Annotated in this window: 18 protein-coding genes and 1 riboswitch; of the genes, 3 read left to right on the top strand and 15 right to left on the bottom strand. The window is 36.9% G+C overall.

Translation table 11 applies throughout. The features are described 5' to 3' along the window. Positions 1-6: 6 nt before the first annotated feature. Complete coding sequence (locus IGJ46_RS06060; RefSeq protein ID WP_002357617.1) at positions 7-225, top strand: ferredoxin; 219 nt, start codon at positions 7-9, stop codon at positions 223-225. A 22-nt stretch (positions 226-247) separates the two neighbouring features. Here IGJ46_RS06060 and IGJ46_RS06055 read toward each other — a convergent pair whose 3' ends face one another. The 8 genes from IGJ46_RS06055 to IGJ46_RS06020 form a co-directional block, all read right to left on the bottom strand. Next, positions 248-1579 (bottom strand): zinc ribbon domain-containing protein, encoded by a 1332-nt coding sequence (locus tag IGJ46_RS06055; RefSeq protein ID WP_174121085.1) that lies wholly within the window; start codon positions 1577-1579, stop codon positions 248-250. Positions 1580-1834: 255 nt separating this feature from the next. Continuing rightward, entirely contained in the window at positions 1835-2500 is a 666-nt protein-coding gene (locus IGJ46_RS06050) for an ECF transporter S component (protein WP_002384530.1), read from the bottom strand. 71 nt (positions 2501-2571) lie between these two features. Continuing rightward, positions 2572-2691: riboswitch (FMN riboswitch) on the bottom strand. A 154-nt stretch (positions 2692-2845) separates the two neighbouring features. Then, on the bottom strand, positions 2846-3562 hold the full coding sequence (locus IGJ46_RS06045; protein WP_002357624.1) for a pseudouridine synthase: 717 nt from the start codon (positions 3560-3562) through the stop codon (positions 2846-2848). Positions 3563-3565: 3 nt separating this feature from the next. Continuing rightward, the gene (scpB, locus tag IGJ46_RS06040; RefSeq protein ID WP_002357625.1) at positions 3566-4171 is read right to left on the bottom strand and encodes an SMC-Scp complex subunit ScpB; all 606 of its coding nucleotides are present in this window, start codon (positions 4169-4171) and stop codon (positions 3566-3568) included. After that, on the bottom strand, positions 4168-4962 hold the full coding sequence (locus IGJ46_RS06035) for a segregation/condensation protein A (RefSeq protein ID WP_002384532.1): 795 nt from the start codon (positions 4960-4962) through the stop codon (positions 4168-4170). Before IGJ46_RS06035 ends, scpB begins: the two co-directional genes overlap by 4 nt. 64 nt (positions 4963-5026) lie before the next feature. Then, positions 5027-5917 carry a site-specific tyrosine recombinase XerD gene (gene xerD, locus IGJ46_RS06030; RefSeq protein ID WP_002360354.1) on the bottom strand — a complete coding sequence of 297 codons (891 nt, stop codon included), beginning with the start codon at positions 5915-5917 and terminating at the stop codon, positions 5027-5029. Positions 5918-6085: 168 nt separating this feature from the next. Next, positions 6086-7015: an alpha/beta hydrolase gene (locus tag IGJ46_RS06025; RefSeq protein WP_002357629.1), complete on the bottom strand. Its 930-nt coding sequence runs from the start codon at positions 7013-7015 to the stop codon at positions 6086-6088. 194 nt (positions 7016-7209) lie between these two features. Next, positions 7210-8301 (bottom strand): DUF871 domain-containing protein, encoded by a 1092-nt coding sequence (locus tag IGJ46_RS06020; RefSeq protein ID WP_002360357.1) that lies wholly within the window; start codon positions 8299-8301, stop codon positions 7210-7212. Positions 8302-8482: 181 nt separating this feature from the next. On the opposite strand from IGJ46_RS06020, the gene IGJ46_RS06015 reads away from it, so the two are divergent. After that, positions 8483-9232, top strand: coding sequence for a peptidylprolyl isomerase (locus tag IGJ46_RS06015; protein ID WP_002374887.1), 750 nt, complete (start codon positions 8483-8485; stop codon positions 9230-9232). A gap of 43 nt (positions 9233-9275) precedes the next feature. On the opposite strand, the gene IGJ46_RS06010 is transcribed toward IGJ46_RS06015, so the two are convergent. The 5 genes from IGJ46_RS06010 to obgE form a co-directional block, all read right to left on the bottom strand. Next, the gene (locus IGJ46_RS06010) at positions 9276-9650 is read right to left on the bottom strand and encodes a YxeA family protein (RefSeq protein ID WP_002357632.1); all 375 of its coding nucleotides are present in this window, start codon (positions 9648-9650) and stop codon (positions 9276-9278) included. Between the two features lie 142 nt (positions 9651-9792). Next, entirely contained in the window at positions 9793-10338 is a 546-nt protein-coding gene (locus IGJ46_RS06005) for a TetR/AcrR family transcriptional regulator (protein WP_430613999.1), read from the bottom strand. Positions 10339-10556: 218 nt separating this feature from the next. Further along, complete coding sequence (locus IGJ46_RS06000; RefSeq protein WP_002363934.1) at positions 10557-11855, bottom strand: PTS sugar transporter subunit IIC; 1299 nt, start codon at positions 11853-11855, stop codon at positions 10557-10559. A 26-nt stretch (positions 11856-11881) separates the two neighbouring features. Continuing rightward, on the bottom strand, positions 11882-12184 hold the full coding sequence (locus IGJ46_RS05995) for a hypothetical protein (protein ID WP_002357636.1): 303 nt from the start codon (positions 12182-12184) through the stop codon (positions 11882-11884). 138 nt (positions 12185-12322) lie between these two features. After that, on the bottom strand, positions 12323-13639 hold the full coding sequence (obgE, locus tag IGJ46_RS05990; RefSeq protein ID WP_002384537.1) for a GTPase ObgE: 1317 nt from the start codon (positions 13637-13639) through the stop codon (positions 12323-12325). Between the two features lie 287 nt (positions 13640-13926). Here obgE and gap point away from each other — a divergent pair, with 287 nt between their 5' ends. Then, positions 13927-14937 carry a type I glyceraldehyde-3-phosphate dehydrogenase gene (gene gap, locus IGJ46_RS05985; protein WP_002389291.1) on the top strand — a complete coding sequence of 337 codons (1011 nt, stop codon included), beginning with the start codon at positions 13927-13929 and terminating at the stop codon, positions 14935-14937. Positions 14938-14987: 50 nt separating this feature from the next. Here gap and IGJ46_RS05980 read toward each other — a convergent pair whose 3' ends face one another. Then, the gene (locus IGJ46_RS05980; RefSeq protein WP_002357640.1) at positions 14988-15437 is read right to left on the bottom strand and encodes a Fur family transcriptional regulator; all 450 of its coding nucleotides are present in this window, start codon (positions 15435-15437) and stop codon (positions 14988-14990) included. Positions 15438-15552: 115 nt separating this feature from the next. Further along, complete coding sequence (locus IGJ46_RS05975) at positions 15553-16434, bottom strand: CvfB family protein (protein WP_002361792.1); 882 nt, start codon at positions 16432-16434, stop codon at positions 15553-15555. Between the last annotated feature and the right edge of the window lie 39 nt (positions 16435-16473).

Below are 16473 nucleotides of genomic sequence, written 5' to 3'. Positions count from 1 at the left end.
CTGTTTATGCAATCACGTTTAGTTCCTGAAAAATGTATTGCTTGTGGACTTTGTCAAGTTTATGCGCCCAATATATTTGATTATGATGATCATGGGATTGTCCTTTTTAAAGACGAGCCGCATGCTCGACAACAATTTATTCCAGAAAACGAACGCGAGAATGTGTTAAAAGCGTACCGCAAATGTCCCACGCGTGCAATAGAAATAAGCAAAAATGAGTGCTAAATAATTTAGCACTCATTTTTGCTTAGAGTATTTTTTCGAGCCAAGCAAGTGTTTGCTCATCTATCGAAACAAACTGTAATTGTCCTTCTTTTAGCGGTTCTTTGACTAAATGAATTTGATCATTTAGGCCATTGATCCATTCATAACGAAGACCATTTTCTTTTGCTTTAGAATTTTTAGCTTCTAAATAATAATTGACATGGTAATTTTCTTTACCATCCAATTGTAGCGTATTAATGGTCACTTCAAAATCTGGTGAAACATCGGTCGATTTCTTTTCACGTAATCGTTCAATTGCTTCAATAAAAGAAGGAAATTGAGGATTATTTTCCCCACCAACGAGATATTTTTTAGCAAATTCTGTACTATCCGTATGACTTTTCACTTGTTTGGCAAATGCTTGATAAAAGGTTTCTAGCGCTTTGCGGGCATCATAGTCGCTAGCTAACGGAAAATTCAATTGTAGCGTTGGATTATCGGAGAGCGCTTCGACAAAATCATTTTCACCAATCGTTTCTTTTGATGTTTGAATTTCTTCTCCATTAATCGTCTTTTTAAGTTGAATCGTCATCCCTTTGGACCAGAACAAAGGGCCAATCGTTTTGTTTCCATTCGTTAGCGTACCAACTTTCCGATCATTAATATAAATATCTGCGTCTGGCAGATTGCTCTCCACAACAAAATTCATTCGTTTAAAATCTAAAGGAATACTAGAAATATAATTTTCCTCTTCTAATAAACGATACTCTTCTGTGATAACAGGTTCGCCGGTGCTATCTTTCACTGTGGCTGTAAAGGTATATTGTCCTGGCGCTAAGGGTCCCAATTCTTTTTGATAAGTGGTTGAGTCGGAAGTTCCCACTTCCCGACCGTTCATTGCCAGCGTCACACCGCGTTGATTCGTCGTTAACTGAACAGAAACAGGCGTTAAAATGAATTGATAACGGTGAAAGAAAAATGCTGTTTGACTTGTTTCACGAATAGTTAAACCATGTAGCTTTTTATCCTTTAATAGCGCTTTTTCTAATTTTTTTAGCTCAGTTGGATTTTTTTGATAATAAGTGATTAAGGGCTTAATGCTTTGCGGATTCACTTGAAATTCAGACTCGTTCGTCCTCATTTTTTTACTTAATTCTTGGGCATCACCATTCTCAATCGCTTCAATAAAATGAGAAATTTGTTGTTCCTTAGAAAAATAATGCGTCCCGAGAAAATAGCTACCCGCTCCAAGAACGATGAATACAAAAAGAAACACCCAGATCCAGCTTCTTTTTGATCTGAGAGGAGTAGATTCGTTCCCTTTATTCATTGATGGTTGTGCTTGGTTTTCCTCTTGATGCATTGATTCATTCATTAGCGGAGCGCCGCATTCTTCACAAAAGGACTCCGTATCACGATTCACGTGACGACAATTTTTACACTTTTTCACTCAGGAAAACTCCTCTTTCTTTGATGATTTCTATCATACCAAGGGAAAGTTAAAATTACAATGCAGATGGTTTAGTATTTTTTAACAGAATGATGACAGATTATGACAACCTCTTTTCTTTTAGGCGTAAATTTTAAAAACCCACTGTCAAACATTGTTCAACAGCAGGTTTTTTATCATTTATTTTGTTAACGGTGTTTTTTTCTGAATAGTATGTTGTTTTTTTGATAGCCATGGCAATAACTTCGCATGTAGTACTAGAAAAACACCACTGACTAAGAGGCCTTTAATAAGGTTGAATGGCACAATACCAATCGCCACATAGCTTGCTAAAGATGTTCCTAAAAATTGTTGTGTGGTCACACCATATAATTGTAAGTAAACTGGTGTAATGACAAAATAATTCGCAATACTCATGAAAATCGTCAAGGCTAAGATCCCACTTACTAGGCCCACTATCCGATTTGTACGGATATTTTTCTTTTTACCAAAGAAATAAAAAATTGGCAAGGTGAAGATACTACTTGCTAAAAAGCTAGCGAAATCTCCCACCATATTTTGCGGTGCTAGTCCGGTTAAGAACAGGTGTAGCAACGAACGAACAAAAGCAGTAATTACTCCTGCTAACGGTCCGTACAAGAACATTCCGAGTAAAATCGGAATATCACTAAAATCGATTTTCAAAAAACTAAACGCTGGCATAATCGGAAATGCCACAAATTGTAATACTGTACCGATTGCAGCCAACATTGCAATGCTGACCATTTTTTGTACCTTGTTGTTCATCTGAAATCCTCCAATTAAGGACCCATCTTCAACGAACTTTTTGATTCGCTTCTTTGTCATACAAAAAAACCCTATTTTTCTGCAGGGAAAAATAGAGTAGGATTATCTGATGAAAAAGCGTCTCAAATAAGCCCTATCTTCTTTATCCAGACTATACTGTCGGTATTGGAATTACACCAATTCAATCGTTAAAAACGAGTCGTGGACTATAACCACCGGTCGGGAATTACACCCTGCCCCTGAAGACGAACCTTGTATTATATTTTTTTACTTACTTAGTGTAACCCATTTGAACAATGAATGCAACTAACTAAGCTTTTTTATTAAATTTCATTGATTGTTTCATTTCTCAAAAAAAAAAACAATCCCTTCGCCATAAGCGCGAAGAGATCGAGTCATTTTATCTTATTTAGCTTGATTTAATAATTGACTGATTTCTTTTTTAGTTAAATCACGATATTGCCCTGGTCGCAAACCTTGTAAGGTCAACTCACCGTAACGTTCACGTTTTAATTTTTGAACAGGGAAACCAACAGCTTGAAACATTTTCTTCACTTGATGATTACGTCCTTCATGAATCGTTAATTCCACGACACTGCTACCTGTTTTAATATCCGCTGAAAGAATTTGAAAATTGGCTGGTGCTGTGCGTTTGCCATCAATGCGAATGCCTTTGGCTAATGGCAATAGATCCCGTTTAGTTGGTACACCTTTAATTTTTGCTACGTAGACTTTATCTACTTCATGTTTAGGATGGGTTAATTTTTGTGAAAAACTTCCATCATTCGTTAAAAGTAACAACCCAGAAGTATCATAATCCAGACGACCGACTGGATAAATTCGCTCAGTAACATCTGTAAAATAATCCGTTACTACTTTACGGCCTTTATCGTCAGACACCGCAGAAATAACCCCTCTTGGTTTATAGAATAAATAATAACCATATTCTTCTTGATAAATTGGTACACCATCAACTTCAACGGTATCTTGTTTACTTACTTGTGTTCCTAATTCTTTGACCACTTGGCCATTGACTTTTACGCGACCTTTGACAATTAATTCCTCTGCTTTGCGACGCGAAGTCACCCCAGCATGAGCAATTGCTTTTTGTAATCTTTCCATTGTTTAAGCTTCCTCGCCTTCTGTTGTTTCAGACATTGGGTTCGTTTCTTGATAACGATCAAAAAATAGATCCATTGGTAGTTCTTCTTCTAATTCATCTTCCATTTGTTGGATATCTGGTAATTCATCTAAACTTTTCAACCCAAAGTAATCCATAAAATACTTCGTTGTGCCATACAAAATCGCTCTACCAGGACCATCGACGCGGCCTTTTTCTTCTATCAACTGACGGGCAACTAACTTTTGGATAGAGCCAGAAGTCTGTACGCCACGAATTTCATCAATTTCAATACGCGAAATTGGTTGCTTATAAGCAATAATGGATAATGTTTCTAGCGCCGCTTGTGATAAGGCGTTCGACATAGGCGATTGCGCATATTTTTTTAGTAATGAGGCATATTTTTTCTTCGTTGTTAAGACAAAATGATTGCCGACTTCTAAAATATTCAACGCCGATTTATTGTCAGAAGCATAATGTTCTTTCAATTTCGTTAATTCTTCATAGGTTTTTGCTGTTGACTTCTCTAATAAGTACGCAAGCTCTTCCAAGCCAATTCCTTCTTCGCCAACCACAAATAAAATTGCTTCAATTTGACTAACTAATGTCACTGTGTTTCCTCCACCTCTGTTGTATCTTCCTGCTGGGTTTCTGTATTAAATAACAAAATTTCACTATAATTATTTTCTTGTTCAGCATAAATCACGCCTGTTTTCATTAATTCTAAAAGAGCCATGAACGTTGTCACAATTTCTTGTTTGGAATAAGAATCGAAGAAAGAATCAAACGACACTGCCTTCCCTTTCTGTACTTGACGCATACGTTCTGAAATAGCGGAGATTTTTTCTTCGATGGAAACATCGTCACTGGCAACAGTTGTTTCAACAGGCTGGCGATTTTTTTTCTTTTCTAACATGGAATGAAAGGCTAGAAATAAATCAATTGTATTGATTTGATTAGGCGGTAGTGTTGTATCTTCCTCTTTATAATCATCCATATCCATTGGTTCTTTTGTATAATAGAGTTTACGTTCTTCTTCTTTTTCATGTAAAACAGTCGCTGCATATTTAAATTTCCGATACTCCAATAACTGAGCTACTAAAGCTTCCCGTGGGTCTTCCTCTTCAAAAAAATCTTCATCATCAATGATTTCAAGCTCTTGTTTTGGAAGCAACATCTGACTTTTAATAGCCATTAAGGTGGCAGCCATGACTAGATATTCTCCAGCGACTTCTAACTCTAAGGTTTGCATCGCATGAATATAAGACATGTATTGTTCAGTTACTGCTGTAATGGGAATGTCATAGATATCGATTTCTAATTTTTGAATTAAATGTAGTAGAAGATCCAGTGGTCCTTCAAAGACATCTAGTTTTAAATTAATTTCTTGCAAAAACGACACCTACTTTCTTTTCTCGACTTCCTAGTTTACCATAAATTTATTCGTTTGTGGGCATTCTCGCAAATTAAGCCCGAGGAAAATGTTCCTTATAAACATCTGCCATTCGTTGTTTGGTAATATGTGTATAAATTTGTGTCGTGGAGATATCTGCATGTCCTAATAATTCTTGCACGATTCTAAGGTCTGCGCCATTTTCCAACAAATGTGTCGCAAAACTATGCCGTAATGTATGCGGCGTAATATTTTTCTCTATCTGGGCTTCTCGGACAATCTGTTTTAAATTTTTCCAAATGCCCTGTCTAGATAACGGTTCGCCATGATGGTTAACGAACAGGTGTGTTTCATTCGGATGATTTTTAATCAATTGAGGTCTGGCTTCGTTCATATAGCGCTCAATCCATTGAATCGCATAATCGCCTAAAGGGATAATTCGTTCTTTGTCCCCTTTTCCGATTGTTTGCAATAAACCAATGGATAAATGCAGATCCCCTAATTTTATTTCAATTAGCTCACTAACTCGCAGGCCCGTTGCATACATCACTTCTAAAATAGCACGATTCCGCATACCTAGTGGTTTACTTGTATCAGGCGTTTCAATTAATCGAGTCACTTCGTCAACAGATAATGTACTTGGCAATTTTTGAACTTTCTTGGGGGAGTCAATATGTTGCATCGGATTATGTTCGCTTAAGCGTTCTTGACGTAAAAATTGATGAAATCCTCTCAAACTAGAAATCATCCGAATCACACTTGCTGAAGCTTGCTGTTCTTCGTGAAGGGATTGCAAAAATTCTGTAATCATGTAACGGTCAACTTCGTCCCAAGAATGCAGGCCTTGTTCTTGTAAAAAGGCTACGTATTTTTTTAAATCTCGTTCGTAACTCCGCCGTGTGTTATTTGATAAGCCCCGCTCTATTTGTAAATAGTGTAAATAATCGACTAATTGTTCTTCCATTATCCTTCCCTCATTTCTAGTACTATCCTATCAGATTATGCCCTAGATTGCATGGGTAAATTCCAACTTATTAAAAAAAATCAACTGACAACAAAAGACTTGTTCACTAAGTCGTTAACTTAAGAACAAGTCTTTTGTTGTTGCTACTATTAGTAAAGAATAAATTTGTTATTTTATATATTTATCTAGAAAAGCAGCTACTGTTTCCTTATATTTTTCTGGGTTTTTATTATAAGCTTTCGCATGCTCTGCTCCAGGCACGACATATTTTTCTTTAGGTCCTTGGGTTGCATTATAAACTTCGTCTAACATACTAAACGGCACAAACGTATCATTTTCACCATGAATAAAGAGCATTGGTAAATGATTCTTTTGTAATTGTTTAACAGCGCTTGCTTCCCCAAAGAAATAGCCAGCTCTAAGTTTCGTAATCCCGCTAGTAACATTAACTAATGGGAAACTTGGTAAATTGAAAAGCTCTTTCAATTGATATTGCAACTCCTGATTGACTGTAGAATAGCCACAATCTTCCACAATGGCTTTCACGTTATCTGGTAATTTTTCCCCGCTCGTCATCATGACTGTAGCAGCACCCATACTGACACCGTATAAAGTGATTTGTTCTTGCTGACCATTTTCGGTTAAAACTTTCTCAATCCATTGGACATAATCTTTACGATCGGGCCAGCCGAACCCAATATAATCTCCTTGACTTTTCCCGTGACCACGCGCATCTGGCGCTAACACATTGTAGCCCCAATCATGATACATTTTCGCAAAGACAGACATCGTTTCTGCCGAACCCATATAACCATGCGCCATAATAACGGTACGATTACTTTTTTTGTCGGCTGGTAAATAAATGGCCTTTAGACGTAGCCCATCTTCCGAAGTAATTGACCATTCTTGTCGATTTTTGTCATCTTTAAACCACGCGCCTTCAGGTGTCTGGACCACTTTTGACCCTGGGGTATTCTCATTTATAAAGTCTTTCTTTCCTGGAACTACTGCATAATTATAAAAATATAAGCCTGCCGCAATTAAACCAATTGCAATTACTACAATAAGCGCAATCAAAATTTTTAACCATCGATTCATCTACGTACTCCTTTTATTTAAACTGTATGATTCATTATAAGTTGTCGCCCTTTTTTTGACAACCACCATTCAAAGATTCAACCATCTTTCTTTACCACTACAATGAGACAATTTTGTTGCGACAAAAAAAGCATAGCACAAAAATATTACCTTTTACGCTATGCTCCACTTATCTATTTATAGGAAACTAAAAATTATTTATTTTCAATAAGTTTAAAACTTGACCATGGTTTCAAAAATTCTAATAAGAAACGTTCGTCATCAGAAATACGACCAACCACATTTACACGGCCATCATTTTTCATTTCTTTTAAAGCAATTTGTGTTTCCCCTTTGTATTGTCCATAGCCAACGTTGTCAATCAAGACATCGCCTCGAACAATATCTCTCGTTGTATGAGCTGGGAAAGGACGATCTTTATAGTAAACACGTGTCATTGTTGAACGCAAAACGTAATCAGAACGATCTCCACGATAACTGTGTAAGTTATCGAACAATGCAATTCTTTCATCTTCTGTGATTTCTGGTTCTGTATCCACTTTGATCGAAGGATACGGTGCATGAAAGGCTTCTGCCATTGCTGCTAATTCTGCTTCTGAGGCATAAGCATTTCCGACAGAAATATCATCGATTAATCCTGTTAAAACTAAATGCTTAACTTGCGTTGCAATTTCTAAATCGCGGTGGTCTTCCAAAGAACATAACCCATCTTGTGTCGGCCATGGTCCAAATGTAGCATCGTGTGAGTTCACAAACGCCATCGTATTTAAATTATATTTTCTAAATTTTTCTGAACAATAAACAAAATGCTCATAGCCTAAGCCTGTATAACGATGTGGATAGAAATTATGTGAGCCTAGTAAATTTTCTGTGTTTGGTGAGTAGGCCATAATATTATCTACATAACTTGTCCCTGAACTCATATTAATTTCAATTTTAATGCCATAAGGGTTTCTTGTCATATTCGCCTCTTCTTGCCCAGTAAAGCCAAGATCTAAACGAATACCGTAAGCGCCCATATCATGGAAAAATGATAAATCATCATAAGAGATGCCTAATTGTTCGAACAATGCAGGATTAATATCGACCATCACTTCCATACCTAATTGGTTGGCGTAATCTACGACTTTTTTAAACTCTGCTAATACCTTTTCCCGATCATCATTGATTTGCAATAAACTAGTAAAGACACGCTTAAAGCCGTATTTATGAGCCAAATCCAAATATGCTTTGTCCTTTTCAAATGTTGAACGTTCTGGATAAATTGAAATACCTAATTTTCCCATGTGATTGCCTCCTAAATTGTAAAACATAATAATGTATCTGCTTACATTGTAACAAAAAAAACAAAAGTGGTCTACACCTTTCCTATAGGAAATCTTATAAAAATTCCACTGGTTTGTTATCTTCTCTTTTGTTATGATAAAAAAGAACCTAATTGTCAGTGTGAAAGGAAGAGGAAAACAGATGAAACATAAGAAAATGCTTGCTGTTGCTTCAGTTGCAGCATTCACCTTGCTTTTAGCAGGCTGTAACACAACCAATAATAAAGGCACGACCGCAACGAGTGATTCTGTCGCTAAATCCAGTGAAAGCAAAACAAAGGATTCGGTCGACTTAAATTCACTAGATTTACCACAACTAGATGACAAAGTTGCCGAAGATCAAGACTTAGTCCAAATGGTTACTTCAATGGGAAATATTGAAATCAAACTATTTCCTAAACAGGCTCCAAAAACTGTCGAGAACTTTATGAAACATGCCAAAGATGGCTATTATGATGGCTTGACTTTCCACCGCGTCATCAATAACTTTATGATCCAAGGTGGCGATCCTAGCGGTGATGGAACTGGCGGAAACAGCATCTGGAATAAACCATTTGAAGATGAATTTTCAAACCAGTTATATAACATTCGTGGCGCGTTATCAATGGCGAATGCAGGACCTAATACTAACGGCAGTCAGTTCTTTATTGTCCAAAATACAGATGATCAATCTGATGGTCTTTTATATGATGATTATCCAAAAGCAATCATTGATGCTTACAAAAAAGGCGGCTATCCTTCTCTTGATAAAAAACATACTGTTTTCGGTCAAGTAACCAAAGGAATGGATATTGTCGATAAAATTGCCAAAGTCGAAGTTGGTGCCAACGATAAACCAAAAACTGATGTTAAAATTGAAAAAATCAATATTCTTCAAGAAGCAAAAAAATAACAAAAAGTCAGAACGTACGCTGAAGATACGTTCTGACTTTTTGTTATTTTTGAATCGCTTGTAATGCCTTTTCTGGTACTTGGTCTTGATTGACCTCTTCATACGTATTGATGTGGGCCCCTTTATTTGAGACTTTTAGATAATGATCTGTTTTTAATTCATGGTCCGCTGTGAAAGTTATTTCTCGCGTTTTGCCTTCCTCATCTGCGGCTACTTGCGTATAACTAGCAATTCCATAGCCATTAACGCTATCGGCTTTCTTTGTTTTAACATACACATTTCCTTCTTTAACCAATGGATTTAATTGATCTAACACACCAGCTAATTCGCCAGAGTTCTTCTCTGCGTAAAACTTGGCCCCAAATAAACCACCACCAATAACAATTGCTGTCACCACTAAAAATTTAATAAATTTCATCACATAAATCCTCCCGAGTAATTATTCTCTGTTACTTCTTCCAAAGTATAGCAAGTTTTAAACAATCCTTCCTCGGGCGCAACGACCAGTTTTTCCTCAGACTTATGTCGTATTTTTGTTATTTTGAATAAATAACAAAACACTACTCTTCTATCAATAATTGACTTAATAATTGAATTTCTTGATTCTTAGTTAAGTCAATTGTTTTCATTGTAACCGCTGTGGCTAAACCTAAATAGATTACCACCATTTTAGGAAATAATTCGACAAATTTTCCTTTGTCCATTTGTACATATTTTTTATCCAATAATAAACGCTCTTCAAAAAAAGCTTGAAGCATTTGCTGCAATTCTTCTTCATAACCATGTGCTTTCATAAATAACGCCGTATAGATTTTTTGATGTTTTTGGGCAAATAATATAAAGTTCAGACCCAATGCAATCACTGGGTCTGAGGCACCGACATCTGCTTTATAAAATAATTGCATACGATGAAATAACGATTTAATTAAGGTTCGCTTTAAATCGTCCATGTTGACAAATTCTAAATAAATTGGCTGCGTAGAAATCCCCATAGTATCTGCAATATTTCTAGCAGTTAAATTAGAAAAACCTTTATCTACTAAAATTTTTTCAGCTAAGTTTAAGATTTTTTCCTTTGTATATACCTTCGTTCTAACCATTTTCATACCCCTTTTCTCTTTTAGTTAACAATAACTTTATTATGTTCACACAAAAGAAAACCATTTTCATTATATATATAATATTTTACACTTTTTTATGCGTTTCTTTTCTCAAAATTTTCTATACATTTCAAAAAAATTGAGAATTTTTAACGCTTATAAACAAATAGGTCCAGAACAAAAGGTCATCACCTTTTGTTCTGGACACTAAACGGCTGCACTCTTTATTCTTCTATTTGTTTGCCTTGTTCTTTGGCAAGCTCATTTTTATCATAAGCTACAAAGAACGGATAGTAAATCAAGATGGCCACTAGAATTAAAACAATATTCAAAACAGCAGCACGCCAATCGCCGCCTGTCGCCATAAAGGCGCCAATTGGTCCTGGTAAGGTCCAAGGAGCGGTAAAGACAACTTCACTTACTAAACCTAATTTTGTGGCAAACCAAGCAATCGTTGCTAAAACCATTGGTGCAAAGATAAAAGGAATCATTAAAATAGGATTTAAGACAATCGGTACACCGAAAATAACTGGCTCATTAATATTAAAAATAGACGGTGCTAAAATAGCTTTTCCTAGTTTTGAACCATATTCTGATTTTGCCCGAAAGGCTAATAATATGGCTAAACCAATTGTGGCTCCGGCACCACCAATCCAAATGAACCATTGGTAAAAAGGTTCTGCCGCAATCCGAGGTAATGCTTCGCCAGCTGCTTTAGCAGTCGTGTTTTCCTCTAATAGTTGTAGCCATAGAGGACGCGCCAACGATCCTACGATTGAAGCGCCGTGAATCCCAAAGAACCAGAAAAATGTGGTTAAAAAGACCAACAGCAAGACACTCAATAAAGAGTCCGCTGCTTGAACTAGTGGTCCTACTAAGTTCCCTACAAATGTGTGCCAATCAAAGCCTAAATAATAAGTGATTGAACCAATCAATAACATGACAATTAACGTCGGAGTCAACGATTCAAATGAACGAGCAACAGCAGGTGGAACGTTATCAGGCATTGTAATTTTGAACTTAGACTTATCTGTTACTCGATAGATTTCGACAGCAATAATTGACGTCACAATCCCGACAAACATCCCTGCACCACCCAAATTAGCCATTGGTAAAACAAACCCAGAAACGCCAGCTGCTTTACTGGCTTCTTCAGGAATCGCCACAGGTACTAATGTTAATAAAAAAGCAATCGTAGCCAAAATCCCTCCAGAGACTTGATCAAGATTATATGATTTCGCTAAACTAGCGCCAATGCCAAAAGTCGCATATAACGCCATAATGTACATTGTCATTCGGTAAGGCAGTAAAATTGTAGCAGCATTACTTGTTAAAAATTGAGTAATGCCCCAAGATTCTGGTAACGGCGGAAACGCAATAATTAGAAAAAAAGAACCGACAATAATTAAAGGTAATGTCGCAATAATCCCATCCCGCACCGCACGTAAATGGCGCTGATTGGCAATTTTAGCCATTGGTCCAGCTAGATGATTTTCAATCCAAACAGTCAGTTTATCTAACATAAATAACACTCTCCTCTGTTTTTCTCTTAAAAAATAACTCCTTTAATCAGCCATAAATAAGAGATCAGCTCTAATAAAATAAGAGAAATTAAAAACAACCAAATAAAACGCTTACAAAAACCTGTTTTCGTTTCAATAAAATAATGACTATACGCTAACGCAAAAGCAATCCCAACAGGCAAAAAAATCATGGCACCAATATTAAACGGCAGATTGAAAGTCCATAATAAAACACTCGGCAACAGGACACCACATAAGAGCCCCATACTAAAAAGAAAACCGGCACTTTTAACTGAAAACTTAGGAACCATTGCTTGATTGTTTTCCATTTCAATTTCGCTCCTTTCGTTTGTTATTTTGTTACATTTAAAATTATAAGCTATTAAAAATATTATTTCAATCTATTCGCTGATTTAATACTAATTTTAAAATAAAAAACCAGTTCACTGAGTGAACTGGTTTTATGCTTATTCGACAAATTCAAATTCAAAATTACCAATCCGAACAATGTCGCCATCTTTCGCACCACGTGCTCGTAATGCCTCATCGACACCCATACCACGTAATTGACGTGCAAAACGCATTACTGTTTCATCATGATCGAAATTCGTCATTTCAAATAATTTTTCTAATTTTTCACCAGATAAAACCCATGAAGCATCTGGTTCACGATCAATCGTAAATTCTGGACCTTCTGGTTGGAAGCCATAACGAACGGTTTCTTCCTCTACCACTTCATCTTCATATAATGGGAATTCAGGCGTTACTTCCAACAAGTCAGCTGTTGCATTTAATAAAGGTTCAATACCTTTACGAGTAACCCCAGAGATTGGGAAAATAGGTAGCTCATCAGCATACTCATCGGTGCGTTCCTTCGCAAGTTGCTCTTTAAATTTCGCTAAATTCTCTTCTGCTTCAGGCATGTCCATTTTATTGGCAACAATAATTTGAGGTCGCTCCATCAAACGTAAATTGTGTGAAGCCAATTCTTTATTGATTGCCAAATAATCTTCATAAGGATCGCGTCCTTCCATGCCACTCATATCAATGACATGTAAAATAACACGCGTCCGTTCAATGTGGCGTAAGAACTGTGTTCCTAAGCCGACACCTTGAGAAGCTCCTTCAATTAAGCCTGGCAAATCTGCTGCAGCGAAGCTTCGACCGTCACTAGTAGTCACCATCCCTAAGTTTGGAACTAACGTCGTAAAATGATAGGCACCAATTTTCGGACGAGCGGACGAGATAACAGAGAGTAACGTTGATTTCCCTACAGAAGGAAACCCAACTAAACCAACATCTGCTAAGACTTTTAATTCTAATTCGATTTTACGTTCTTGACCCGGTTCGCCGTTTTCGGCAATTTCTGGTGCAGGGTTTCTTGGGGAAGCAAAGCGAATATTCCCACGACCACCGCGTCCGCCTTTCGCTACTACTAAGGTCTGACCATTCTCAATTAAATCCCCAATTAAGGCTCCAGTTTCTGCATCACGAACTGTTGTACCTGGTGGAACTTTGACAAGTAAATCTTCTGAACCACGACCGTGCATTCCTTTACTCATACCATTTTCTCCAGGTGTCGCCTTAAAATGACGATTAAACCGGAAATCCATTAATGTGCGTAATCCTTCTTCAACAACTAAAACAACGTCGCCACCGCGACCGCCATCACCACCAGCGGGACCCCCGTCTGGTACATATTTTTCTCTACGGAAAGCAACCATTCCGTCGCCGCCTTTACCAGCTTTGACATCAATCGTCACTTGATCTAAAAACATGGACATATAATTTGTCCTCCTATTCTACTTCTACTATCTTTAATCACCTCAAAAAGCGTGATTCGAAAGTCTTTATTATTGTATCGGGAAAACAACCGTTTGTCTAGCAATTCTAGTTAGTTATCGTTGGAAAAAGCAAAATTTCTCATGAATCTTTCGCTTTCTTTTTGTCGCTTCGCTATCAGTCTTTTGACAAAAAAATTTTAGAGGTTCATACTATAGATAGTTGAAGAAAATCACTTTTTCAGCAAGGGTCCAAAGAAACACAAACATCTAAAGGAGGAATTTTTGTTATGACAGTCAAAGTAGGAATTAACGGTTTTGGAAGAATTGGTCGTTTAGCCTTTCGCCGAATAAAAGAAGTTTCTGATGATATTGAAGTTGTGGCTATCAATGATTTGACTAGCCCAACAATGTTGGCTCACTTATTACAATTTGACTCTACGCATGGCACCTATCCTGGCACCGTGACAGCCACTGAAAATGGCATTGTGGTTGACGGCGAAGAAACCCGTGTCTACGCAGAACCAGATGCAAGTAAAATCCCTTGGGTTAAAGAAAACGGAGTAGACATTGTGCTTGAATGTACAGGTTTTTATACCTCTGAAGAAAAAGCACAAGCTCATTTAGATGCAGGTGTGAAACGTGTGGTTATCTCTGCTCCTGCAGGCGCAATGAAAACAATCGTTTATAACGTCAATGATGATACACTTGATGCCAACGATAAAATCATTTCTGCCGGTTCATGTACGACAAACTGTCTAGCACCGATGGCTTACTTTTTAAATAATGAATTTGGTATTGAAGTTGGTACCATGACAACTGTCCATGCCTACACATCAACACAAATGCTATTAGATGGCCCTGTTCGTGGTGGAAATCTTCGTGCGGCACGCTCTGCTGCAGACAATACTATTCCCCATTCAACTGGTGCTGCTAAAGCAATTGGCTTAGTTATTCCAGAACTTAATGGAAAATTACAAGGCCATGCCCAACGTGTTCCCGTTGTGGATGGATCCTTAACAGAATTAGTTAGCATTTTAAAAACAAAAGTAACAGCTGATCAAGTAAATGAAGCAATGAAAAAACACACCATTGATAACCCTTCTTTCGGTTATGATAATCGTGAAATTGTTTCTGGAGACATAATCGGCACGACAGAAGGTTCGATTTTTGACCCAACGCAAACAGAAGTAACGACAGCTGGCGATTTCCAATTAGTGAAAACTGTGGCTTGGTATGACAATGAATATGGTTTTACTTGCCAAATGATTCGCTTATTGGAAAAATTCGCTAATTTATAATTCCAATGAATAAAAAACTGCCTTGCATAAATTAATGCAAGGCAGTTTTTTTAATGTTTACTTTGACAACTTTGACAAATACCATGAAAAGTTAAGCGATGATCTTTGACTAAAAAATGATACCGACTTTCAACAATTTGCTCTACTTCACCAAGCAAGTCTTCTTCCACTTCCTCAATTGTGCCACATTCTAAGCATAACAAATGGTGGTGAAAGTGTTTGGCGCCTTCTTTTCTTAAATCATAGCGAGCTAAACCATCGTTAAAGCTCACTTTATCAACGACTTTTAAGTCTGTTAAAATTTCTAGCGTTCGATAGACTGTTGCTAGACCAATTTCCGGACTTTTTTGTTTTACCAAGAAGTAAATTTCTTCTGCTGATAAATGATCTTTTTCATTTTCCAATAATACAAGTACGGTTGCTTCCCGTTGTGGTGTTAATTTAAAGCCTGATTCATGTAATTGTTTTTTTGTCTTTTTTAAAGCAGCAGTCGAATCCATTATTACAGCTCCTTGTTTAGAATGATTACAAATTAAGAAACTTAATTTATCAATCAAATTAAAATAATTATAAAAGAAATAACTGTAATTTGCAAGATATTCTCAATTAGCTACCTTAATTTTTTTCTTTTGATTGTTCCAACGAGCCAATTAGAATTGTTTTACCATCTTCTTGTTTAATTAATTTTTGTTTCATTAAATGGCCTAAGGCGCGTTTAAATTGAGCTTTACTAATGCCAAAGGTTTGTTTAATTTCATCAGGGCTTGATTTATCGGTGAAAGGAATTTGGTGATCGTTTGCTCTTTCTAAGAAAGTTAGAATCATTAACGCATCATCGCTGATTACTTCATGACTTCTTGGTTTTAACGAAAGATTCAATACGCCGTCCGGCCGCACGCCAATCACACGTCCCACTACTTTTTCACCTAAACGTGGTTCCTGGAATCGTTCAGAAGGATGGATAAATCCAATGTATAAATCATCAGTTAAAATATACGTTCCTGCAAGTTTCAGACGATACACATGCCCAGTTAAGTTTTGGTTTTGCATTTCAGCATTCCCGCGTTTTGCCATTGCTTTAAAGACTTTTTCATCTGCTAATTCGCCCCAAATGCGGTCTTTACTGTCCACTTTTAAAGTAACCATTACTCGGTCTTCTTTTTTAGGCCAAAGTTCCCGCATAGTTGGTAATTCATCCAACGAAATAACGACATCTTTATCTGGTAAGCCAACGTCTACAAAGACACCTAAATCACGTCTCGTTCCTGTGACAGTACCAAAGCCATAGCTACCAATGCGCACAGTAGGAATTGTAGTTGTCAGTGCTGGCTCTTGTTTTTGATTTAAATAACCAAACCCTTCTACAGCTTCCCCTATAGCATGCGTACCTTCTTCTTTTTTTAAACGGAATGTGATGCCATTTTTTTGAACAAAATAAAATTGTTCATTTTCATCGACCACAATGCCGGTAAATGTTGTTGCTAGTAATTCTCTCATTTATCATTAACTCCTCAAGGAAAATCAATCGAACAAAAG

It is taken from the genome of Enterococcus sp. AZ120, assembly GCF_050546165.1.
GTDB lineage: Bacteria > Bacillota > Bacilli > Lactobacillales > Enterococcaceae > Enterococcus > Enterococcus faecalis.
Note: the sequence above shows the minus strand (reverse complement) of the source record. Positions and strands in the feature narration are given on the sequence as shown.